Genomic DNA, 22,190 nt, shown 5'->3' with positions numbered 1-22,190 from the left:
CCCCCTCTTGGTGACCCGCGCCGCCGCGAGTATGCTTGTCGTTCGAGCCTCTCCAATCTGGGCGCGCGCACCGCACTGCGATCCGGCGCCCCACTAACCGCCAATCACCACCGATGGACTTCGACGTAATCGTTCTGGGCGCGGGCATCGTCGGCGTCTCCGCCGCGCTGCACCTGCAGGATCGCGGCCGCAAGGTCGCCCTCGTCGACCGCGGCGCGCCCGGCGAAGGCACGAGCTTCGGCAACGCGGGGCTGATCGAACGCTCGTCGGTCGAGCCGTATCCGTTCCCGCGCAGCCCGTTCACGCTGATGCGCTACGCGCTGAACCGCTCCACCGATCTCTACTGGCACAGCACGTCGCTGCCCGCGTTCGCGCCGTGGCTCGCGCGTTTCTGGTGGGAATCGGCGCCGCTGCGTCACGCGGCGGCCTCGCGCGACATGCTGCCGCTGATCGAGCGCTGCATCGTCGAGCACGACGCGTTGATCGCGCGCGCCGGCGCCACCGAGCTGATCCGCGCGAGCGGCTGGATGGAAGCGTTCCGCACGCCGGCCGCGTTCGAACGCGCCGTCACCGATGCGGGACTCACCGCGCGCCGCCACGGGCTCGGCATCACGCCGCTCGATGCCGCGACACTGCGCGCGCAGGAACCGAGCCTCGCGCCCGGGTTCTGCGGCGCGCTGCACTGGCTCGATCCGAAAAGCGTCGTCGATCCGTCCGCGCTCGTCAAAACCTACGCGCAACTCTTCGTGCAAGGCGGCGGCACGCTGCTCACCGGCGATGCGGCGAGCCTCGACGCGCTGTCGCCCGGCTGGCAGGTCACGACGGACGACGGCAAGATCGCCGCGCCGGCCGTGGTCGTCGCGCTCGGCCCGTGGTCGGACACGGTGTTCGGCAAGTTCGGCTACAAGATTCCGCTGCGCGAGAAGCGCGGCTATCACATGCACTACGCGCCGTCCGAACGCGGCGCGCCGTCGGCGCCGATCGTCGATCGCGAATACGGCTACGTGATCGCGCCGATGCGGCGCGGCTTGCGGCTGACCACCGGCGTCGAGATCGCCCGGCGCGGCCTGCCGCCGACCGGCGTACAGCTCGAGCGCGCGGAACGCGTCGCGCGCCCGGTGTTCGGCTTCGGCGAACGGCTCGACCCGCAGCCGTGGCTCGGCTTCCGGCCGTGCACGCCCGACATGCGGCCGGTGATCGGCCCCGCGCCCGCGCATCGCGGGCTGTGGTTCTCGTTCGGGCACAACCATCACGGGCTCACGCTCGGCCCCGTCTCCGGCCGCCTGCTGGCCGAGATGATGACGGGCGAAGCGCCGTTCACCGACCCGACGCCCTACCGCGCCGACCGCTTCTGATTGCGCTCGCCCGCGCTCAGTCGAGCGCGCGGCCGAAGATCCGGATCACCTCGTCGAGATGCTCGGCCATCGCACGGCGCGCGGCCTCCGGGTCGCGCGCACGGATCGCGTCGAGGATCGCGCGGTGTTCGAGCTCCGAGCGGTGCGGCATGTCGTTGGGCATGTACAGCGACTGCAGCCGCTGGAACATCAGGTCGTACTTGTGCGCGAGCAGCTGCTTGATCATCAGCGCATACGCGGGGTTGTCGCTCGCTTCCGCGATACGGATATGGAACAGCCGGTCGCCCGGATGCGTGAGCGAGCCGCTGCGGTTGTCTTCCTGGTTGCGCAGGAACGCCGCGTGAATCCCTTCGATCTGCGCGTCCGAACCATGCTTCGCGGCGAGCGACGCGGCTTCCGGCTCGATCAGCCGGCGCGCCTGCAGCAGCGCGAACGGCGGGATTTCGGTATCGAGGTCGAGCGCGATGCCGAGCTCGGGATCGATCTCGACGACCGGGAACGGCGCAACCTTCGTATCGGGCCGCGGCTCCGGCGCGGCCGCCGCCTCGGGTTGGCGCACCTTCACGCCGTCGCCGACACGCACGCTGACGAGCCCGCTGACTTCGAGCGCGATCAGCGCCTCGCGCACCGACGTGCGCGACACGCCGAACTGCTCGGCCAGTTCGCGCTCGGGCGGCAGGTAGCTGCCCGGCGGGAAGTCGCCGGACTCGATCATCGCGCTGAGCTTGTCGGCGATCTGCTGGTAGAGGCGGCGGTTCTGAATCGGCTGGATGGACATACGTTGATACAGGTAAGCGATTGCATTGCGGACGGTCTGACGAATGGCGCACGCGCGTCGGGCCGTTCGCGCCTATTTTATATGCGGGGCTTCGAATCGCCCGGCAGCGCATAGCAACGCGCGGCCGTGCCGCCCCACAACGCGTCGCGCTCGGCCGCCGACAACCGCGCTTCGGCCCAGCGCTCGACCAGCGACGCCACTTCGTCATACGACGCCGCAAGCAGGCACACGGGCCAGTCCGACCCGAACATCAGCCGCTGCGGGCCGAACGCGTCGAGCGCCGCGTCGAGGCATTGCTCGATGTGCCGGATGTCCTGCCCGCGCAGGCCGCGCCGCCAGTCCGTCTCGGTCACGAGCCCCGACAGCTTGCACACGACGTGCGGCAACGCGCCCAGCTCGCGCAACCCGGCACGCCAGCGGGCGAGCGCAGCGCCATCGCGGTGGAATTCGGCGAGCGGCGGCTTGCCGGCATGATCGAGCACGAGCCAGTGCGCATCGTGCCGCGCGCAGAACGCGCGCACGTCGGGCAACTGGCGCTCGAACACGAGCACGTCGTACACATAGCCGCTCGCCTGCAGCCACGCGACACCGCGATTGAACGCGGGATCCGCGACGAACGCGCCGACGTCGGCTTCGTCCTGCACCTGGTGACGAAAGCCGCGCAGCTTCGGGCTGCGCCATTCGGCGATGCGCTCGGCGAGTTCCGGCGCACCGAGATCCTCCCAGCCGACCACCGCCGCGATGTGCGCGTCGTGGCGGGCGAGATCGAGCAGGAACGCCGTCTCGTCGCGCCCGGCGCGCGCCTGCACCGCGATCGACGCACCGAGCGCCTGCGCATGCATCTGCGGCCATAGCGCGTCGGGCAGGTAGTCGCGGGCGAGCACATCCATGCCGGGGCCGATCCACGGATAGTCGGCCGCGCGGTAACGCCAGAAGTGCTGGTGGGAATCGATACGCACTGCGCCCATGGTGTCCTCGTGATTCACCGTTGCCCGCCGCGTCACGTCGCGCTCAGTCGTACAGCACCGCCGTGATTTTCGGGTCGTCGATATTGGTCTTGTCGTACCAGTAGAAACCGGTATCGATGACCTTCGGCAGCTTCTCGCCCTTGGTCGCCTTCACGGCCGCCTCGACCGTCTTGTAGCCGATCCCGACCGGGTTCTGCGTGATCGCGCCGGCCATCAGCCCGCTGCGGATCGCGTCCTTCTGCTGCTTGCCCGAATCGTAGCCGATGATCACGACCTTGCGCTTCATCTCGCGCACGCCGTTCACCACGCCGATCGCCGAGCCTTCGTTCGTGCCGAACAAGCCCTTGAGCTTCGGATACGCCTGCAGGATCGACTTGGTCACTTCGGTGGACTTCAGCTGATCGCCCTCGCCATACTGCACGGTCACGACCTGCACCTTCGGGTGCGCGGACTTCATCCGTTCGAGAAAGCCGTCGCGGCGGTCGATGCCCGTGCGGCTCGTCTGGTCGTGCGCGACCACGGCCACCTCGCCTTCGTCGCCGATCAGCGCGGCGAGCTTGTCGGCGGCGAGCGCGGCGGCGGCCTTGTTGTTGGTCGCGGCGGTCGTCACCGGGATGTCGCTGTCGACGCCCGAGTCGAACGCGATCACCGGAATCTTCTCGGCCTGCGCCTTCTTCAGGAGCGGCAGCGCGGCCTTGCTGTCGAGTGCCGCGAAGCCGAGCGCGGCCGGCTTCTTCGCGATCGCGGCGGACAGCATGTCGATCTGCTTGTCGACCATCGCCTCGGTTTCGGGGCCTTCGAACGTCACCTTCACCTTGTAGTCCTTCGCGGCCTGCATCGCGCCCGCCTTCACGGCCTGCCAGAACTGATGCTGGAAGCCCTTCGAGATCAGCGGGATGTAGGATTCCTGCGCCTGCGCGCCGGCCGTCACGCCGACGGCGAACGTCAGCCCGACGATCGCGTTCAACACCTTGCTCCTGATCACTTCGCGTCTCCTTGGTTGGTATCGACTGGGATGCCGGCGCGGCCGGCGGTGAAGCGCATGTGTGTTCGTGTTCGGGTTCGTGCGTGCATGCGTCAGCGGCGGCGCCGGCGCAGGATGTCCACGTAGACGGCGAGGATGATGATCACGCCCGTCACGACCGTCTGCCATTCCTGCGCGACCGACATGATGCGCAGTCCGTTGGTCAGCACGCTCATGATGAACGCGCCGATGATGGTGCCGACGATGCTGCCCGCGCCGCCCGACAGCGACGTGCCGCCGATCACGACGGCCGCGATCGCGTCGAGCTCGTAGCCCTGCCCGAGCGCGGGCTGCGCGGAATTCAGCCGCGACGCGATCAGGAGTCCTGCGATCCCGCACACCGCGCCGCTGAACGTGTAGACGGCGATCTTCCACGCATCGACATTCACGCCGGACAGCCGCAGCGCTTCCTCGTTGCTGCCGAGCGCGAACGTGTAGCGGCCGAAGATCGTCCGGTTCAGCACGATCGACGCGCCGACCGCGACGAGGAACAGGATCAGCACCGCGTTCGGGATCGGCAGCGCGGGAATCAGGCTGCCGATCAGCGAATCCTGCGCGATCGACGTGAAGCCCGGCGTGTCGTTGAAGTAGATCGGCCGCGTGCCCGAGATCACGAGCGACAGCCCCTTGAGCAGCATCATCATGCCGAGCGTCGCGATGAACGGCGGCACCTTCATCTTCGCGATCACGAAGCCCGACACGCTGCCCGACAGCGCGCCGAACAACAACGCGGCCAGGATCCCGAGCGGCAGCGGCATGCCCCACTTCGTCAGCACGACGCCGGCCATCACCGCGCAGAAGGTCATCAGCGTGCCGACCGACAGGTCGATGCCCGACGTGATGATCACGTAGGTGCACGCGACGGCCAGCACACCGTTCACGGCGGTGGCCTGCAGGATCGTCACGAGGTTGTCGACTTCGAGGAAGTTCGGCGACGCGAAGCTGAAGAACACGATCAGCAGCACGAGGCTCGCGAACGCGAGCAGCTTCTGCCGCGCGGCCGGGTTGAAGAAGCGGGCACGGAGGCCCGCTGCGCCGGCCGGCGTGTCGCCGGTGGCAAGAGGCGGAACGGGATGCGTATCGTTGGACATGATCGGGTAAGCGTCGGAATCAGGACAATACGGTCGACTCGCGCTGCGTCGCGAGCTGCATGATCTTTTCCTGCGTGGCGTCGGCCGCGCGCAATTCGCCGGTCACGCGCCCTTCGCACATCACGAGGATCCGGTGGCTCATGCGCAGCACCTCGGGCAACTCCGACGAGATCATCACGATCGCCTTGCCGTCGGCGGCGAGCGCGTCGAGCAGCTTGTAGATCTCGCTTTTCGCGCCGACATCGATGCCGCGGGTCGGCTCGTCGAAGAACAGGATGTCGCAGTCGCGCAGCAGCCACTTCGCGATCACGATCTTCTGCTGGTTGCCGCCCGACAGGAGCCGCGCCGGCTGCGCGACGGACGGCGTGCGGATCGCGAGCTGCCGCACGTACGACTGCGCGGTGTCGCGCATCCCGCGCGCATCGAGGAACAGGCCGCGGCGCACGAAACGCCGCATGCTCGACAGCGCGATGTTGTTCTGCACGTCCATCCCGACCGCGAGCCCGAAGTGCTTGCGGTCCTCCGAGAGATAACCGATCCCGTGCCTGACCGCGTCGGCCGGCGTGCGGATCGTCACGGTCTTGCCGTGCACGCGGATCTCGCCCGCGTCGACCGGGTCCGCGCCGAACACCGCGCGCGCGACCTCGGTGCGGCCCGCGCCCATCAGCCCAGCGAAGCCGAGGATCTCGCCGCGCCGCAACGTGAAGCCGACGTCGCGGATCGCACGGCCGCGCGACAGCCCGCGCACCTCGAGCGCGACCGCGTTGGCCGACGTATCGGGCGGCGTGCGGAACGTCGCATCGAGCTGGCGGCCGACCATCATCGCGATGATCGCTTCCATCGACGTATCCGCCATCGGCACGGTCGCAACGTACTTGCCGTCGCGCATCACCGTCACGCGATCGGCGATCTGGCGCAGCTCGTCCATCTTGTGCGAGATGTAGACGATGCCGACGCCGTGCGCGCGCAGGTCGCCGATGATGCGGAACAGCTCGGCGATTTCCGCGTTGTTCAGCGCGGCGGTCGGTTCATCCATGATCAGCACGCGCGACTCGAACGACAGCGCCTTCGCGATCTCGACCATCTGCTGCTTCGCGACCGTCAGCCGGCCGACCGGCGTGCGCGGATCGAGATCGAGCCGCATCCGCGCGAAGATCGCGGCGGCGTCGCGGTTCAGCCTGTCCTCGTCGACGAACATGCCGAAGCGGCCGCGCGGCTCGCGGCCGATGAAGATGTTCTGCGCGACGCTCAGGTGGTTCATCAGGTTCAGTTCCTGATGGATGATGCCGATCCCGAGCGCCTGCGCGGCCCGCGGATCGTCGATGTCCACCGCGCGGCCGTCGATCCGGATCTCGCCTTCGTCCTTCTGATAGACGCCGGCGAGAATCTTCATCAGCGTCGACTTGCCCGCGCCGTTCTCGCCCATCAGCGCATGCACTTCGCCGGCGCGCAGGTCGAAGCGGCAATCGTCGAGCGCCAACACGCCCGGAAAGCGCTTGCTGACGCCGGTCAGCTCGATCAGCGCCGCGGGCGCGAGGGTCGTCGGGTTCGGATCGGGTTGCATGGCTCGCCGCCCTCAGCCGATCGCGCGATCGAGATGCGTGTAGCCGCCATCGACGAACAGCCACTGGCCCGTCGTGTGCGACGCGCGCGCCGACAGCAGGAACACGGCCGTGTCGGCAATCTCGTCGGCGGTCGTGAAGCGCTTGCCGAGCGGCACCTTGCCGGCGATTTCCGCGAGCTTCGCTTCCGGGTCGTCGAAACCGGCGATCCAGTTCTGGTAAAGCGGCGTCATCACCTCGGCCGGGATCACCGCGTTCACGCGCACGCCGTCGTCGCGCAGTGCGACCGCCCATTCGCGCGTGAGCGCGAGCTGCGCGCCCTTCGATGCGCAATAGCCGCTCGTGTTGCCCTGGCCGGTGACCGCCGTCTTCGACGAGATGTTGACGATCGCGCCGCGCGTCGCCTTCAGGTGCGGCACGCAGTAATGCGCCATCACGTAGTAGTGGATCAGGTTGCGTTCGAGCGATGCGACGAACGCGTCGCGCCCGGCATCGAGCCCGACGCCGTCGTTGATTCCGGCGTTGTTGACGAGGCCGTCGATGCGGCCGAAGCGCGCGACGGTCTGCGCGACTGCGTCGCGGCACTGTGCGTCGTCCTGCAGCTCGACGGACACGCACGCGGCGCGCGGCTGCTTCTGCGCGAGTGCGCGCCAGAAACCGTCATCCGGCGTGTGGCGCGCGAACACGACCGGAATCGCGCCTTCGCCGGCAAGCCGCATCGAGATCGCGGCGCCGATGCCCGACGCGCCGCCGGTCACGATCACGACCTTGTCTTGCAGATTCAAATCCACTTCGCGTCTCCGTCGTTCATGTTGTCGCCGCGCGCAGGCCATGCGCGGGTCATCGTGCGCCGTCGTGCTGCGTGCTTCAGCCGCGGAACCGGTACTGCTCGAGCGATGCCGGCTTCATCTCGATCGAAAAGCCGGGTGCCGTCGGCGGCATGTACGCCGCGCCGCGCACGACACAGGGCTCGACGAAATGCTCGTGCAGGTGATCGACGTATTCGGTCACGCGCCCTTCCTTCGTGCCGGCAATGCACACGTAGTCGATCATCGACAGATGCTGCACGTATTCGCACAGCCCGACGCCGCCCGCATGCGGACACACCGGCAGCCCGTATTTCGCGGCCAGCAGCATCACCGCGAGAATCTCGTTCACGCCGCCGAGCCGGCACGCGTCGATCTGCACGACGTCGATCGCGCCGCGCGCGATGAACTGCTTGAACATCACGCGGTTCTGGCACATCTCGCCGGTCGCGACCTGCACCGGAGCGATCGCCTCGCGGATCTTGCGATGCCCTTCGACGTCGTCGGGGCTCGTCGGCTCCTCGATGAACCACGGTTTCGCGAACGCCAGCTCGCGCACCCAGTCGATCGCCTCGTCGACTTCCCACACCTGGTTCGCGTCGATCATCAGCTTGCGGTCCGGGCCGATCACCTCGCGTGCGATCGTCACGCGGCGGATGTCGTCCTCCAGGTTCGCGCCGACCTTCAGCTTCACGTAATCGAAACCCGCGTCCACCGCTTCATGGCACAACCGGCGCAGCTTGTCGTCGCTGTAGCCGAGCCAGCCGGCCGACGTCGTGTAGCACGGGTAGCCTTCGCGCTCGAGCGTCGCGATCCGCGCGGCCTTGCCCGGCGCCTGCCGGCGCAGCAGGTCGAGCGCTTCGTCCGGCGTCAGGCAGTCGGTCAGGTAGCGGAAGTCGATCGCGCGCACGATCTCCTCGGGGCTCATGTCGGCGACGAGCCGCCACAGCGGTTTGCCGACCGCCTTCGCCCACAGGTCCCACACCGCGTTGACGACCGCGCCCGTCGCCAGATGAATCGCGCCCTTGTCAGGGCCGATCCAGCGCAACTGGCTGTCCGAGGTCACGTGCCGCCAGAAGCGGCCCATGTCCTCGCGGATCCAGTCGAGGTCGAGGCCGACGACGAGGTGACGCATCGCGTCGATCGCCGCGCAGCAGATTTCGTTGCCGCGCCCGATGGTGAACGTGAGCCCGTGGCCTTCGAGCCCGTCGCGGTCGGTTTCGAGCACGACGTACGCGGCCGAATAATCGGGGTCCGGATTCATCGCATCGGAACCGTCGAGCTGGCGCGAGGTCGGGAAGCGCACGTCGAGGACGCGCATCGATCGAATGATAGGCATGGCGAACCGTCCGGGAAAGGGTTTCAGGCCTGCACGGTGCGCTGGCGCTGCTCGCCGAGCCCGTCGATGCCGAGCGTGATCACCTGCCCGGCGCGCAGATAGACGGGCGGCTTCTGCCCGAGGCCCACGCCCGGCGGCGTGCCGGTCGAGATCACGTCGCCCGGCTGCAGGCTCATGAAGCGGCTCAGGTAGCTGATCAGGTGCGGCACACGGAACACCATCGTCGCGGTCGTGCCGTTCTGGTAGCGGTGGCCGTCCACGTCCAGCCACAGCCGCAGCGCGTGCGGATCGGGCACTTCGTCGGCCGTCACGAGCCACGGGCCGAGCGGGCCGAACGTGTCGTTGCCCTTGCCCTTGTCCCACGTGCCGCCGCGTTCGAGCTGGTACTCGCGCTCCGACACGTCGTTCACCACGCAGTAGCCGGCGACGTGCGACAGCGCGTCGGCTTCGTCGATATAGCGGCCGCCCCGGCCGATCACGACGCCCAGCTCGACTTCCCAGTCGGTCTTCTCCGAGCCGCGCGGGATCTCGACGTCGTCGTTCGGCCCCGAGATCGCGCTCGTCCACTTGCCGAACACGACCGGCTCCTTCGGGACGTCCATCCCCGATTCTGCCGCGTGGTCGGAATAGTTGAGCCCGATGCAGATGAACTTGCCGACGCGGCCGACGCACGCGCCGAGCCGCGGCGTGCCTTCGACGAGCGGCAGCGACGCCGGGTCGAGCTCGCGCAGCCGCACGAGCGACGCGGGTGCGAGCGCGTCGCCGGCGACGTCGTCGATCACGCCCGACAGGTCGCGGATCCTGCCCTGCGCATCGAGCAAGCCCGGCTTTTCATGGTGTTTGTCGCCAAATCTCAGCAGTTTCATGTGGTGTGGGCGGAAATGGAAAGTGAGTGGAAAGGCGCGGTCGGCTGGACGCGGTCAGTTCGACCAGCCGCCATCGATCAGGTGAATCGCGCCGGTCGTGAACGACGCTTCGTCGGACGCGAGATACAGCGCGAGCGCGGCCACTTCGTCCGCGGTGCCGATACGGCCCATCGGCTGACGCGCGACGAACGCCTGGCGCACGGTATCGGTCGACACCTGGCGCGTGCGCGCCTGCTCGGCGATCCGCTGCTCCAGCGACGGCGACTCGATCGTGCCCGGGCAGATCGCGTTGCAGCGGATGCGCTGCTCGACGAAATCGGCGGCCACCGACTTGGTCAGGCCGATCACGGCCGCCTTGGTCGTGCCGTAGACGAAGCGGTTCGGCACGCCCTTCACGCTCGACGCGGCCGACGCCATGTTGACGATCGACGCGCCGCCTGCTGCCAGCATCGCCGGCAGCAGCGCGCGGATCAGCCGGTACATCGACGTGACGTTCAGGTTCAGCGAGAACGCCCACGCGGCGTCGTCGCAGTCGAGGATCGAGCCGTGGTGAACGAAGCCCGCGCAGTTGAACAGCACGTCGAACGCGCGCTCCTGCGCGGCGAGTGCGGCAATGTCACCCGCGTCGGTCACGTCGAGCCGCCGCGTGGCCAGCCGGCCGCCCGCGCGTTCGGCGTCGGCCGCGAGTTGCGCGAGCGCGGCTTCGTTGATGTCGGTCGCCAGCACGTCGGCACCCTCGCTTGCGAACCGCAGCGCGGTCGCGCGGCCGATACCCTGCCCGGCCGCCGTCACCAGTGCGCGCTTGCCCTGCAATCTCATGAGCACCTCTCCCGAAGAAGCCGGCCGGGCCGGCTGATTGGCACAAAGGACTAAAGGTCCAACCAATCGTAGGAACAGATTCCGGATTTGTCACGTTCGCGTGATTCAGTATTTTCCCGAGCGGGAGAATCGGGCGGGAGGCGCTGCGGCGGGCTTCGATTACCGTATTTTTCAGGTTCCGCCGATCGGCCGCGTATCGCGCAAAGCCAATACCGGTGGGCGTTTTCGCGATATCCGGGCGCCGGGATCGCGCCGTCGGCACCGCGAAACTGACAAAAAAGTCATCTTCCCGTCAGGGTGTCAACGGCAGGCGCGCGCGATCATGGTGTTGCCGGACCGCGCTTCCCCGGACACCGCCCCCCGCCCGTCGCCGATCCCTGACGGGCGTCTCCGTCCCCCGCGGTGTCCACGTGACTGAGCGAGCAGACACGGGGGCGCGGGCCGATTTTCCGCCCCGGGCGTACACGCCCGGGGCGCTTTTGTCGTTGGCTTTTTCACGAAAATGCGCGTCGATTGTTTCTGATTCGGCAAAAGGTAATTTGAGCCAGACAGGATGTTTTTTCCGGTCACAGACGCTTACATTTAGCGCACCACTCATGGAAACCGCTACGGATTCGCCCTCGGGTAGTGACATCCACTGCCACGGCCGAAACCGCACGAGCTTTAGGAAACGGCAAATGAAGGCCTCCAAATCCCTGCCTGTGCTCGATCCCGCCGACGTCCACGTCGAAATTCTGGAACGCTCCGATACGCTGCTCGTCGTCCGCTGGGTCGAACCCGGCCGCTGTCACTACGGCGAACAGCGCTGGCGCCGCCGCTTCGCGCAGCGCACCGGCACCTGCGCGCTGTCGCGCCAGGTCATCCAGCGCGGCGACGAAGTGTTCCGCCCGGCCGAGCGCCCGGCACCCGCGAACGCGGCGGCGATGATCTCCGCCGCCGAAGTGCTCGCGCTGGCCGGCAGCCGGTAACGCCCGCCGGCCACCGCGTGCCGGGGCCCGCCGCCTGATGCGCTGGCGCGCCCTAGAACCGCCGGTCTAATTCCCCCGCTTGTCTGCCCCGCCTGCGCGGACTATCGTTACACCACTCAATGTAACGATTGCGCGTCGTGGCGCACCCGGCCACGCCGATGGAGGCAGACATGCATGCATGGAGCGCGCGCCACGTCCCGGCGCAAGGCGGCAAGGTCGCGGTCGTGACCGGCGCCAACAGCGGCCTCGGCTGGCACATCGCGGAAACGCTGGCCGCCAAGGGCGCGACGGTCGTGATGGGCTGCCGCGATGCCACGCGCGCCGCGCAGGCCGCCGCTGCGATTCACCGGCTCCATCCCGCCGCACGGGTCGAAGTCGATGCGCTCGACCTCGCCGATCTCGCGTCGATCCAGCGCTTCGCCGCCGGTGTCGCCGACCGCCACGGCCGCGTCGACATCCTCTGCAACAACGCCGGCGTGATGTTCTTGCCGCTGCGGCACACGCACGACGGCTTCGAGATGCAGTTCGGCACCAACCACCTCGGCCATTTCGCGCTGACCGGCCATCTGCTGCCCGCGCTGCGCGCCGCCCGGCGCGCGCGCGTCGTGACGATGTCGAGCGGCTTCAACCGCGGCGGCCGGATCCGGGTCGACGACCTGCGCGCCGAGCACCGTTACAACCGTTATCTCGCCTACTGCGACAGCAAACTCGCGAACCTGGTGTTCGCGCTCGAGTTGCAGCGCCGCTTCCAGCGCGCGGGGTTCGCGGGAATCAGCGTCGCCGCGCATCCCGGCTACGCGGCAACCAACCTGCAGTTCGCGGGCCCCGCGATGGACAGTTCGCCCACGCGCGCCGCGCTGATGCGCGCGGCGAACCGTTATCTCGCGCAACCGGCCGAGCAGGGTGCGTTGCCCGCGATTCATGCGGCGACGTCGCCCGACCTCGCCGGCGGCGCGTACCTCGGGCCGTCCGGCTGGCTCGAGTCGCGCGGCCTGCCGGCACCGGCGAGCGTGCCGCGCGCGACACGCGACGTGGCCCTCGCGGCTCTGCTGTGGGAGGCTTCCGAAGCCGCGACGGGCGTGCGTTTCCTGAGTTCGGGCGCGCCCGCCGGCCGGCCGCCCGCCAAGCCGTTCGACGCGGCCGCCGAGGCGCGCTGAATCCTGCGTGCGTCGCCTCAACAGTCTTCATACTTATTACGCTTACAGAAACGAAAGCAGGATGAAAGCCTGATCCGGCGTCCCACTGTTACCGCCCTGGAAACAATCTATCGTCAAAACCAGCGTTTACCCTGAACGACCCGGTGACTAAGATTTAGTCAATCGCTGCAGACATGGTGTCGCACGCGAACCGAATAAAACACCGGAGGTCATCATGAAATCGCTCGTTTCCGCAGTTGTTGCCGCTGTCGCCCTGTCCGCTTCGTTCGGCGCTTTCGCACAAAGCACCGTGACCCGCGCGCAAGTCCGCAACGAACTGGTTCAACTCGAACAAGCCGGCTACAAGCCGGGCGTGTCGAGCCCGTACTACCCGAACGACATCCAGTCGGCGGAAGCGCGTGTTCATGGTGCCGACGCCAGCGGCTACGGCGCGCAACCGGCTCCGGTCGTCCACTCGGGCGCCCCGGCTGCCGCAGCGTCGTCGAACGCACGCGACTCGGTCTTCTTCGGCCAGTAAGCCGACGCGCCCCCGGCGGGCGCACAGCGCATCGCGCGATGAAGAAGCTGTACCCGGACGAGCCCCTCATGCGGGCTCGTCCTTTTTTTGTGAAACGCATACCTCCGCCGCCCGGCAGCGGGTGGCTTCGCCCGGGCGCCTTGCGTCCGGGCGCTTTTTCCCCGGCGAGGTATGCGTAACGAAGTCGAATGCGGAAGCCGAATGCGGCAGTCGAATGCGCCGATCAGCGCCCGGCGGCAGCCGCGGGCAGCGCACGCGACAGCACACGCCAGCGCGACAGCAGTTCGTCGCGATCGACGTAGCAGCCCTGCAGATGCCGGCGGCCCGTCGACGGATCGAACTCGGTGCGCGCATGCAGCACGCGCCGATTGTCGAACGCCCACATGTCGCCCGCCCGCAGCCGGCGCTGCACGCGGAAACGCGGCTCGCGCGCGAGCGCGAGAAACCGCCGGTACGCGCGGTAGACGGCCGCGACGGCGCCGGCCGGCGCATCGAGCGGCCCGCGCAGGAAGTTCGCGACGCGCACCTCGGTCACGTTGCCGCGCGCATCGAGTCCGATCACCGGCGCCGAACAGCGGTAGTCGCTGTTCGCACTCTTGTTCCAGAACTCGAACGGTGTCGACGCAAGTTGCGTGAAATCGTCCGGATATTCGCGCCGCAGCGCATCCGCGAGCGCGAAGCCGTCGAGAAACACGCTGTCTCCGCCCGTTGCGTCGTTCGCGAGGCAGTGCAGGAACTGCACGCCCGGCTGCAATTCACGCGTCGGCAGGTCAGTGTGCGGCGGCAGGTTCAGCGACGTATAGGCATTGCTGTCCGGCCGCGGCTTCGATTCGACATCGAACAGCACACCGAAATTGCTTTCGCGGATCAGGCCGACACGCCGCGCGATCCGGTCGACCCGGCCTGGTTCGGCCGGCACGCCCTCGACGAGCGTCAGCCCCGTGCGCTGCAACGCAGCGAGCCAGGCGAGCAACGCGCCGTCGTCCTCCATCACGTCACGCCACGCGAACACGCCGATCGCCGTCGCATCGTCGCCGGTCCACACGTGCCGCCCGTGCGCGGCCTGGCGTTCCGCGCGGGACGCATCGTCGTAAGCATGCGCGCGCAACCATCCCGGCGACCAGGCGCTGCGATGCCCGTCGTTCCACTCGACGTGCAGCGCGCCGTCGGTTTCGACATGCACGACGAGCGCCGACAGATCCTCGCGCGCATCGGCGATCTCGAATACCTGTTCGCGCGTGAGCGCATGCACGCACGCGGAGCACGCGCAGTTGTCGCGCAACCAGTCGAAGTGAAACGGCGATCGTCGCGTGTCGCTCCACTCGACGTTCACCGCACCCTCGCCGATCGTCGCCGCCGCAATGGCCGCGTCGGCGGAAAAGGTCCGCCAGTCCTCGATACGGTGTTGCGCTGCCTGCATCGTTGCCTCCCGGAAAACGCCCGCTACGCGTGTGGTGCGAGCAGAAACCCGCCGATCATCCGGTGCATCCGCGCCGCCTGCGGGCTCGTTCCGAGCGCGCGCCAGCAGCCGTGCACCAGCCCCTCTCCCATCCAGTAACGCGCGGCGCCGCCGGCCGCGAGAATGTGTTCGACATACACGCGCGCATCGTCGCGCAGCGGATCGTGTTCCGCGCCGATCGCGAGCACGGGCGGCAGCCCGTCGAAACGCGCCGCCGCGAGCGGCACCGAAGCGCGCAGCAGCGGATCGTCATCGCCCGGCGCATCGTCGCCTTCACTGCCCCAGTACGACGCGCGATAGCGATGGACGTCGTCGAGCGTCAGCATCGGCGCGTGTGCCTCGGTTTCGCGCGCCGGCGATTGCGGTTCGAAGCCGAGCATCGGATAGACGAGCGCGATCCCGTCGATGCCGCCTTCGCCCGCATCGCGCAGCGCGGTCGCGACGGCGGCCGCGAGGTTGCCGCCGGCACTGTCGCCGGCGAGCGTCAGCGGTCGCGCGCACGCGTCGAACGGCCAGCGCGCTGCGTCGCGCGCGGCGCGCGTGACGGCCAGGCAATCGTCGAGCGCGGCCGGCGCGCGATACTCGGGTGCGAGCCGGTAATCGACCGCGATCACGGCAAGCCCCGTGTCGGCCGCCAGTTGCGCGGTGATCAATGCATGACTGTCGAGCGAGCCGACGACGAAGCCGCCGCCATGAAAGAACAGCACGGTGCCGCGCGGCTCGCCCTGCGCGGGCGCGTAGCGCCGCAGCGCGATCGCGTGTCCGTCCGCCGCATGCCACACCGCATCGTGCCGGACGATTCCGGCCGGCAGTTCGGCGGGCGTCCACGCGGCCGCGAAGCGATCGTAGACGCGGCGTTGCTCGTCCGGCGAGCGCGCCGCCGCGTCGGCCGGATACCATGCGTCGACGGCCGCGACGAACGCCGCGATTTCCGGTTCGAGCATCGAGTGCGCTCCGCGGTCCAGGGTTGAAGGTCGACGCTAGCGGCGCGGCGGCAGTCCGATCACGCGGCCCGCATACGCAGGGGCCGCGCAATCGCGCTGCAACGCATGCAGTTCGGCCACGCGCGCGGCGACGTCGTCGTCGAACGGCGCCGATTTCGCGCCGTCGCGCGTGTCGACGTGCAGCAGCATCTGCTCGCTCGCCGACACCGCGCCGTCGTGCCCGTCGGCGAACAGTTCGAGATACAGGTGCAGCCGCTTCGCGTCGTGCGCGAGCACCCGCGCATCGACGCGCACGCGCGTGCCCTCCTTGATCTCCTGCAGATAGTTCACGTGCGCTTCGAGCGTGTAGACCGAGCGGCCCCGCTCGCGACGCGCGGCGTCGTCGAGACCGATGCGGTCCAGCAACGCATCGGTCGCGAAGCTGAAGATCAGCAGATAGAACGCGTCGCGCAGATGGCCGTTGTAGTCGACCCATTCGGGCCGCACGACGTCGCGGTAGATCGTCAGCGGGGTATCGCCTGTCATGTTCGTTCAGTCCTCGAATCGCATGCCGTGCCGCGCCTTCACCGCGGCGATCGCCTTCAGCACCTCGGTGATGCACTCGTCGCGATAGCGTTCGAGTTCCTTGATGCTGCGCGTGCCCTGCTGCTCGCTCGTGCCTTCGACGACGCTGTCGATCAGCGCATCGGTCAGCTTCGGCGCGACCAGCTTCGTCCATGGCAGTTCGAGCGCGGGGCCGAACTGCTGCATGAAGTGTCGCATGCCCGCGTCGCCGCCGGCCAGCGTGTAGGTCAGGAACGTGCCCATGAACGACCAGCGGATGCCCGCGCCGAAGCGGATCGCATCGTCGATCTCGCCGGTCGTCGCGACGCCCTCGTTGACGAGATGCAGCGCCTCGCGCCACAGCGCTTCGAGCAGCCGGTCCGCGATGAAGCCCGGCACTTCCTTGCGCACGTGCAGCGGCCGCATGCCGAGCTTGCGATAGATCTCCATCGCCGCCTCGACCGCTTCCGGCGAAGTGCGCGCGCCGCCGAGCACCTCGACGAGCGGCAGCAGATAGACCGGATTGAATGGATGACCGACCACGCAGCGCTCCGGATGCGTCGCCCGCGCATAGAAGTCGGTCGGCAGCAGCCCCGACGTCGACGATGCGATGATCGCGTCCGGCTTCGCCGCGCGGCTGATCTGTTCGTGCAGCTCGAGCTTCAGCGCCTCGCGCTCGGGTGCGCTTTCCTGGATGAAGTCCGCGTCGGCGACGCAGGCCTCGATCGTCGACTCGAAGCGCAGCCGCGCGGGATCGGCGCCCGGCGCGAGGCCGACGCGCTCGAGCGCGGGCCATGCATTCGCGACGCTCGCGCGCAAGCGCGCTTCCGCGTCCGGCGCGGGGTCCCACACGACCACGTCCAGACCGTGCGCGAGCGCACGGCAAATCCATCCGCTGCCGATCACGCCGGTGCCGATCGCGGCGAACGTCTTGATGTCGGTCTTCACTGCCATGTCAACACATCCTTCAAATCGAGGAGAATCGGACGGCGGCGCACCCGTGCGCGCCGCCCCATTGAATCGGAATCAGCGTTGAAACTCACGCGAACTCGGCCACCGCGCGGCGTTCGAGCAGGCGCTCGCCACGCGCCGGCAGGCCGAGCTTGCGACGCCCTTCGGCCGGCGTCAGCACGCGGCCGCCGAGCCGTTCGACGATTTCCCGCGCACGCTCGACGAGCGTGCCGTTGGTCGCGTGCACGCCGCGATCGAGCCAGATGTTGTCTTCGAGGCCCACGCGCACGTGGCCGCCGAGCAGCATCGCCTGCGCGACCATCGGCATCTGCATGCGGCCGATCCCGAAGCCGGCCCAGTGCGCGCCCGGCGGCAGGTTGTCGACCATCGCCTTCATCGTGCCGGTGTCGGCCGGCGCGCCCCACGGAATGCCGAGGCACAGCTGGAACAGCGGCGGATCGTCAAGGAGTCCTTCCTTCAGCAATTGCTTCGCGAACCACAGATGGCCCGTATCGAAGATTTCCAGTTCCGGCTTCACGCCGAGTTCCTGGATGCGCTTGGCGCCGGCGCGCAGTTGCGCGGGCGTCGACACGTAGATGTAGTCGCCGTCGCCGAAATTCAGCGTGCCGCAGTCGAGCGTGCAGATTTCCGGCAGCAGTTCCTCGACGTGCGCGAGACGCGTGAGGCCGCCGACGAGATCGGTGCCCTTGCCGAAGCGCATCGGGTCTTCGCCCGGGCCGATCTCGAGATCGCCGCCCATGCCGGCCGTCAGGTTGATGATCACGTCGACGTCCGCCGAGCGAATCCGGTCGACCACTTCGCGGTACAGGTTCGGGTCGCGGCTGCCGCGGCCCGTCTGCGGATCGCGCACGTGGCAGTGCGCCACCGTCGCGCCGGCCTTCGCGGCCTCGATCGCGGCGGCCGCGATCTCCTTCGGCGTGACCGGAATCGCCGGATGTTTGCCGACCGTATCGCCCGCGCCGGTGACCGCGCAGGTGATGATGACTTCGTGGTTCATGCTGAGTGCCCTCGTTTGCTTCGGTTCGTGTCGATCGATTTCCGTCGTACTGCAGATGATTTTTCGCTGCGCGCCGCACGCTCGCGGCGCGCGCGGGCCGTTACAGGCCGAGATAGGCCTTCACGGCAGGCAGGCCGTCCTTGCCGTCGAACGTCTTGACGCCGGCGAGCCAGGCGTCGAGCACCTGCGGATTCTTCTTCAGGTATGCCTTCGCGGCGTCGGCCGGCTTCGTCTTGTTCATCACCGACTGCATCAGCTGGTTCTCCAGCTGCGTCGTGAAGCGCAGGTTCTCGACGAGCTTGCCCGCGTTCGGGCAGCGCGAGATGAAGTCGGGCGCCGTCAGCGTGTACACGCGCGCTTCGCCGTAGTTCGGGCCGAACGCCGCATCGCCGCCGGACAGGTAGTTCATGCTGATCTGGATGTTCATCGGATGCGGTTCCCAGCCGAGAAACACGACCCACTTCTTGTCGCGGATCGCGCGCTCGACCGTCACGAGCATCCCCGCCTCGCTCGATTCGACCAGCTTGAAGCCGCCGAGGCCGTACTGGTTCGTGTCGATCATCTTCTGGATCGTCGCGTTCGCGCTGCTGCCCGGCTCGATCCCGTAGATCTTGCCGTCGAGCTCCGCGCGGTGCTTCGCGATGTCCTCGAAGGTCTTCAGGCCGGCCTGGTATTCGTAGCTCGGCACCGCGAGCGTCGCCTTCGCGCCCGACAGGTTCGGCGGTTCGACCACGTTGATCGACTTGCTGTCGAGGAACGGCTGGAGCTGCTTCTGCTGCACCGGCCACCAGTAGCCGAGCGAGATGTCCAGCTGCTTGCTCTTCAGGCCGGCGAACGAGATCGGCACCGAGGCGATCGTCGTCGTCGGCTTGTAGCCGAGCCCTTCGAACACCGTCGACGCGAGCGCCGTGGTGGACGTGATGTCGGTCCAGCCGATATCCGCGAAGCGTACGTTGCGGCAAGTCGCGGCATCCGTTTCGGCCTGCGCCGCGGTCGCGAACGCGCCGGTCGCCAGCACGGCCGCGACGAACGCGGCGATCTTTGTCGACTTCATGGTTTCTCCCCTTCGGTTGGACCGATGTCCTGCGGATTCGCGGAGTGCGTCCCGGCCTGCATCGTGGGAGTAAAAGTAACGAGCCATATTCACCGCAAGACGACCGCGGGCGACCTGTTCTTGACTATTTGCGACTATGAGTGGAAACCACTATGCGCGGGCAGCGGCTTGTATGGCGGGGGTTTGGGGCGAATTTTGATGAGGAGGGGTTTGTCCGGATGCGGCGTCACGAGATGCCGTACGCGACAACCAGACGGGGTCAGTCAGGTCCGTGCGGCCGCAAGCGCGTTGGCGAATTGCTCGACGGCGCCGTCGAAGCGCGCCGCGCCGACGTCGAACACCCAGCGGCGCAGCGCGGGGGGCGCGGCAAGACCCAGCTCCGCGACCCGATACCCGGTGTCGATCGCGGCCAGCACGGCCTTCACCATGGCTTGGGGCATGCCTTCGGTGGCGGCGGTCGTCAGCCCGCCGTCGAGTATGCTCGGCGCAAAGGCTGCGCTTTCGACACCCTGCTGGATCGCCGTCCGCGCGGCCGTGGCGACGGCATCCGCGGTTCTTTCGATCGTCCAGCTTGCCGGATCGCCGAGCCCGACCAGCAACAAGGCACGCGCCGCGATGCCCGCGGGCGGACGGCTGATCCACAGCGTTTCCATCGGCGCGGCCCGAAAACGGCCCTCGCGCCGCAAGCCGGTGAGTGCCCCCGACAGTGCGAGATCGAGATGGCGTAACCCGCCGGTCGGGCCATCGCCCGTCGCCTCGCGGGCAAACATGCAGCCACAGGAGAGGTCGACCTGCGCGCCTACGCCATCCCATGCGGCGACCTCGAAGGCCACCTCCCGCCAACGACCGATATTTTGTCGAAGAACCAAATCGTCTCTCCCGCAAGATTGGAACAGGGTCCGGAGCGCAGCGCGCGCCCCGGCGTCCGGCGTTGCCCCTCTTCATCCGCCTGCCCGGGCTTGCGCCGGCGCACGAGCAACCCGTCTTCCGCGTACGCCGGTATCTGGGTTGCGCTTATTGCCTGGCGGCAAGACCAAACGCATAGAGCTTGTGACTCGTGCCGTCGTACGGCAGACCAAGTACCTTGGTGTGGTAGCCCGCCCCCCAGTACACCGACCCGTCGACGATGGCAGCGCCCGACACCACCGCGCCGTTGTTCTCGTAGCTCCACTTGATCTCGCCCGTCGCCGCATCGAGCGCATACATGCTCGCGCCCGTCCCGGCCAACGAGCCGGCATAGACGACACCGTTTGCGGCCGACATCGCCACCGTGTCCATCTTGCCCTGCGGGTCGGCCGTGCGCCACAGCACCTTGCCGGTGGCGGCGTCGACCGCCGCCCAGATGCCGCCCTTGGTCGTCTTCTGGCCGTTCGGACCGTTGTCGACGTCGATCGATTTGCCGTCCAGGTTGCCGATCGAAACGTAGATGCGCTTGCCGTCGGCGGCCGTCCCCCACAGCATGCCGCCCAGCAGGCTGCCCGGGCCGACCTGCGTCTGCCAGACCACCTTGCCGGTCTTGGGATCGAGCGCCCAGTACACGCCGCTCTTCGCGCCTGCGCCCACCAACGTCCTCTCCTTCCCGTTGATGGTCGCCTTGAACAGGTTGGGCCCCGAGCCGAAATCGTAGTCCGGGCCGTCGTCGTGGTCGTAGTTGGTCGACATGTCGGCCGCCAACGTACGGGTATGCCAGACGATCCTGCCGGTCTTCAGGTCGAGCGCGACAAAGCTGTCGATCATGTTGGCAGGCGTATCGGGTTTGCAGTTCTTCTGGGTCGGGTAACGGCAGTGACCCGGCGGAACCGAGAAGTTGTTGCCCGTGGTCACGTAGAGCAGGCCGGTCTCATGATCGACCGCAGCCGTGTTGCCCCACACCGAGCCGCCGGTATATCCCTTCGGCACCATATAGGTCTTCCACAGCATCTTGCCGGTCCTGGCGTCGAGGGCGACCACCGCGCCGCGATAGGTCGGCTTGTCCTTGAGCGCCTCGGCACGCGACGAGAGGCCGACGTACACCACGCCGCGATCGACGATCGGCGACTGGGTAATGATCGCGGTCGGATCCGAATCCACCTTGGTCCGCCACAGCGGCGCGCCATCGTCTGCCTTCGCTGCCAGCACGAACGCGCCGGTCGGGTTGTTCGCAACCTGGGTGCCCTGCCCGAAGATCAGCGTGCCTTCCCAGTAGGCCGGGCTGGTGCGCGACGCATCGTTGTCGATGCCGCTGTATTCGGTGATCTTCTTCTTCCACTTCACCTTGCCGCTGGCGGCATCGACCGCCCACAGCGAGCCGCCGAAGTCCGGCACATACACGGTGCCGTTGGCGACGGTCGGCGTGGCCGCCACGTTGCCGTCGGTATCCAGCGTCCAGCGCGGCGCAAGCTGCGAGACGTTGTCGACGCCGATGACGCGCTCGTCCGGCGCGGTACGCGTATTGTCGACACCCTGCCCGGCAAAGACCCAGTCTGCCGCCGCACCCGGGCCGCTTGCGATCATGCCGAACAGGGCAAGCGTTCCGATCATGGCCGGCGTACGCCGGCGCCACGAGGCAAGTCCGAGATGCTGCTTGTTGGATGTTTTCATGACATCACCTTACCGAGAGAAGAGTGACTGATGACCGGCCGAACCGAAACGGCCGCGGTGAGGAAAACTGGCGCGCCGGGGCGACAGGAAGCGACCGGCACGCCTGGCGATACCCAACCTGCGCGTGCTTTCAAAAGCGGGGAAAAGGTCGACATGGCCGGGATGAATCATTTGACGCAGCGTGAATATCAATACCCAAAGTTCGGTTGCGAAGCGCAAAACATAGGAACACTACATGAAAACTACTACGTGCACAGATGAAACATGCGCGCCCGTGACGACGCGCGAACCCTGAAACCGATGCACCGGCGGATCCCCCGCTCAGAACGTATGCATCATCCCCACATACGCGCCCGTCTGCGACTCGCCCGTCATCGGGCTCGTGCCCGAT

Annotated in this window: 22 protein-coding genes and 1 pseudogene; 5 read left to right on the top strand and 18 right to left on the bottom strand. The window is 67.9% G+C overall.

Features of this window, described 5'->3' with window-relative positions:
- Nucleotides 1-113: 113 nt before the first annotated feature.
- Entirely contained in the window at nt 114-1,355 is a 1,242-nt protein-coding gene (locus NQV17_RS03435; RefSeq protein ID WP_124485219.1) for an FAD-binding oxidoreductase, read from the top strand.
- A gap of 16 nt (nt 1,356-1,371) precedes the next feature.
- On the opposite strand, the gene NQV17_RS03430 is transcribed toward NQV17_RS03435, so the two are convergent.
- The 9 genes from NQV17_RS03430 to NQV17_RS03390 form a co-directional block, all read right to left on the bottom strand.
- A complete protein-coding gene (locus tag NQV17_RS03430) occupies nt 1,372-2,133 on the bottom strand; it encodes a FadR/GntR family transcriptional regulator (protein ID WP_044847798.1) in 762 nt (253 codons plus the stop codon).
- A 77-nt stretch (nt 2,134-2,210) separates the two neighbouring features.
- Nucleotides 2,211-3,101: an amidohydrolase gene (locus tag NQV17_RS03425; RefSeq protein ID WP_257768866.1), complete on the bottom strand. Its 891-nt coding sequence runs from the start codon at nt 3,099-3,101 to the stop codon at nt 2,211-2,213.
- Nucleotides 3,102-3,144: 43 nt separating this feature from the next.
- Entirely contained in the window at nt 3,145-4,086 is a 942-nt protein-coding gene (locus NQV17_RS03420; RefSeq protein WP_044847796.1) for an ABC transporter substrate-binding protein, read from the bottom strand.
- A 92-nt stretch (nt 4,087-4,178) separates the two neighbouring features.
- On the bottom strand, nt 4,179-5,216 hold the full coding sequence (locus NQV17_RS03415; RefSeq protein WP_257768862.1) for an ABC transporter permease: 1,038 nt from the start codon (nt 5,214-5,216) through the stop codon (nt 4,179-4,181).
- 19 nt (nt 5,217-5,235) lie between these two features.
- The gene (locus NQV17_RS03410) at nt 5,236-6,780 is read right to left on the bottom strand and encodes a sugar ABC transporter ATP-binding protein (protein WP_257768860.1); all 1,545 of its coding nucleotides are present in this window, start codon (nt 6,778-6,780) and stop codon (nt 5,236-5,238) included.
- A 12-nt stretch (nt 6,781-6,792) separates the two neighbouring features.
- Entirely contained in the window at nt 6,793-7,569 is a 777-nt protein-coding gene (locus NQV17_RS03405) for an SDR family oxidoreductase (protein ID WP_257768858.1), read from the bottom strand.
- A gap of 76 nt (nt 7,570-7,645) precedes the next feature.
- Nucleotides 7,646-8,923 carry an L-fuconate dehydratase gene (locus tag NQV17_RS03400; RefSeq protein WP_257768856.1) on the bottom strand — a complete coding sequence of 426 codons (1,278 nt, stop codon included), beginning with the start codon at nt 8,921-8,923 and terminating at the stop codon, nt 7,646-7,648.
- A 23-nt stretch (nt 8,924-8,946) separates the two neighbouring features.
- Nucleotides 8,947-9,789 carry an ureidoglycolate lyase gene (locus tag NQV17_RS03395; protein WP_257768854.1) on the bottom strand — a complete coding sequence of 281 codons (843 nt, stop codon included), beginning with the start codon at nt 9,787-9,789 and terminating at the stop codon, nt 8,947-8,949.
- A gap of 54 nt (nt 9,790-9,843) precedes the next feature.
- Nucleotides 9,844-10,608 (bottom strand): SDR family oxidoreductase, encoded by a 765-nt coding sequence (locus NQV17_RS03390; RefSeq protein ID WP_124668041.1) that lies wholly within the window; start codon nt 10,606-10,608, stop codon nt 9,844-9,846.
- Nucleotides 10,609-11,285: 677 nt separating this feature from the next.
- Here NQV17_RS03390 and NQV17_RS03385 point away from each other — a divergent pair.
- From NQV17_RS03385 to NQV17_RS03375, 3 genes are all read left to right on the top strand, one after another.
- Nucleotides 11,286-11,576, top strand: coding sequence for a DUF3331 domain-containing protein (locus NQV17_RS03385; protein ID WP_044847789.1), 291 nt, complete (start codon nt 11,286-11,288; stop codon nt 11,574-11,576).
- A 170-nt stretch (nt 11,577-11,746) separates the two neighbouring features.
- Nucleotides 11,747-12,733 carry an oxidoreductase gene (locus NQV17_RS03380; protein WP_257768849.1) on the top strand — a complete coding sequence of 329 codons (987 nt, stop codon included), beginning with the start codon at nt 11,747-11,749 and terminating at the stop codon, nt 12,731-12,733.
- A 214-nt stretch (nt 12,734-12,947) separates the two neighbouring features.
- Entirely contained in the window at nt 12,948-13,250 is a 303-nt protein-coding gene (locus tag NQV17_RS03375) for a DUF4148 domain-containing protein (RefSeq protein WP_124485209.1), read from the top strand.
- 223 nt (nt 13,251-13,473) lie between these two features.
- On the opposite strand, the gene NQV17_RS03370 is transcribed toward NQV17_RS03375, so the two are convergent.
- From NQV17_RS03370 to NQV17_RS03335, 8 genes are all read right to left on the bottom strand, one after another.
- Nucleotides 13,474-14,670: a TauD/TfdA family dioxygenase gene (locus tag NQV17_RS03370; RefSeq protein ID WP_257768848.1), complete on the bottom strand. Its 1,197-nt coding sequence runs from the start codon at nt 14,668-14,670 to the stop codon at nt 13,474-13,476.
- Between the two features lie 23 nt (nt 14,671-14,693).
- Entirely contained in the window at nt 14,694-15,653 is a 960-nt protein-coding gene (locus tag NQV17_RS03365) for an alpha/beta hydrolase (RefSeq protein WP_257768843.1), read from the bottom strand.
- Nucleotides 15,654-15,689: 36 nt separating this feature from the next.
- Nucleotides 15,690-16,178 (bottom strand): thioesterase family protein, encoded by a 489-nt coding sequence (locus NQV17_RS03360; protein ID WP_257768842.1) that lies wholly within the window; start codon nt 16,176-16,178, stop codon nt 15,690-15,692.
- A 6-nt stretch (nt 16,179-16,184) separates the two neighbouring features.
- Entirely contained in the window at nt 16,185-17,150 is a 966-nt protein-coding gene (locus NQV17_RS03355) for an L-carnitine dehydrogenase (protein ID WP_044847784.1), read from the bottom strand.
- A gap of 85 nt (nt 17,151-17,235) precedes the next feature.
- Complete coding sequence (locus NQV17_RS03350) at nt 17,236-18,165, bottom strand: 3-keto-5-aminohexanoate cleavage protein (RefSeq protein ID WP_006484708.1); 930 nt, start codon at nt 18,163-18,165, stop codon at nt 17,236-17,238.
- Nucleotides 18,166-18,265: 100 nt separating this feature from the next.
- Nucleotides 18,266-19,219: a choline ABC transporter substrate-binding protein gene (locus NQV17_RS03345; protein WP_044847783.1), complete on the bottom strand. Its 954-nt coding sequence runs from the start codon at nt 19,217-19,219 to the stop codon at nt 18,266-18,268.
- Between the two features lie 263 nt (nt 19,220-19,482).
- Nucleotides 19,483-20,088, bottom strand: a complete 606-nt coding sequence (locus NQV17_RS03340) for a M17 family peptidase N-terminal domain-containing protein (protein ID WP_257768841.1) — start codon at nt 20,086-20,088, stop codon at nt 19,483-19,485.
- Between the two features lie 145 nt (nt 20,089-20,233).
- Nucleotides 20,234-21,799 carry a PQQ-binding-like beta-propeller repeat protein gene (locus NQV17_RS03335; protein WP_257768840.1) on the bottom strand — a complete coding sequence of 522 codons (1,566 nt, stop codon included), beginning with the start codon at nt 21,797-21,799 and terminating at the stop codon, nt 20,234-20,236.
- 30 nt (nt 21,800-21,829) lie between these two features.
- Here NQV17_RS03335 and NQV17_RS03330 point away from each other — a divergent pair, with 30 nt between their 5' ends.
- The gene (locus NQV17_RS03330) at nt 21,830-22,060 is read left to right on the top strand and encodes a hypothetical protein (protein ID WP_257768839.1); all 231 of its coding nucleotides are present in this window, start codon (nt 21,830-21,832) and stop codon (nt 22,058-22,060) included.
- A gap of 60 nt (nt 22,061-22,120) precedes the next feature.
- Here NQV17_RS03330 and NQV17_RS03325 read toward each other — a convergent pair.
- A pseudogene (locus NQV17_RS03325) lies at nt 22,121-22,190 on the bottom strand (porin); the annotation flags it as partial.

This window comes from Burkholderia sp. SCN-KJ (genome assembly GCF_024656005.1).
GTDB lineage: Bacteria > Pseudomonadota > Gammaproteobacteria > Burkholderiales > Burkholderiaceae > Burkholderia.
The sequence above is the reverse complement of the archived record's forward strand: the minus strand, read 5'-3'. Positions and strand labels throughout refer to the sequence as shown.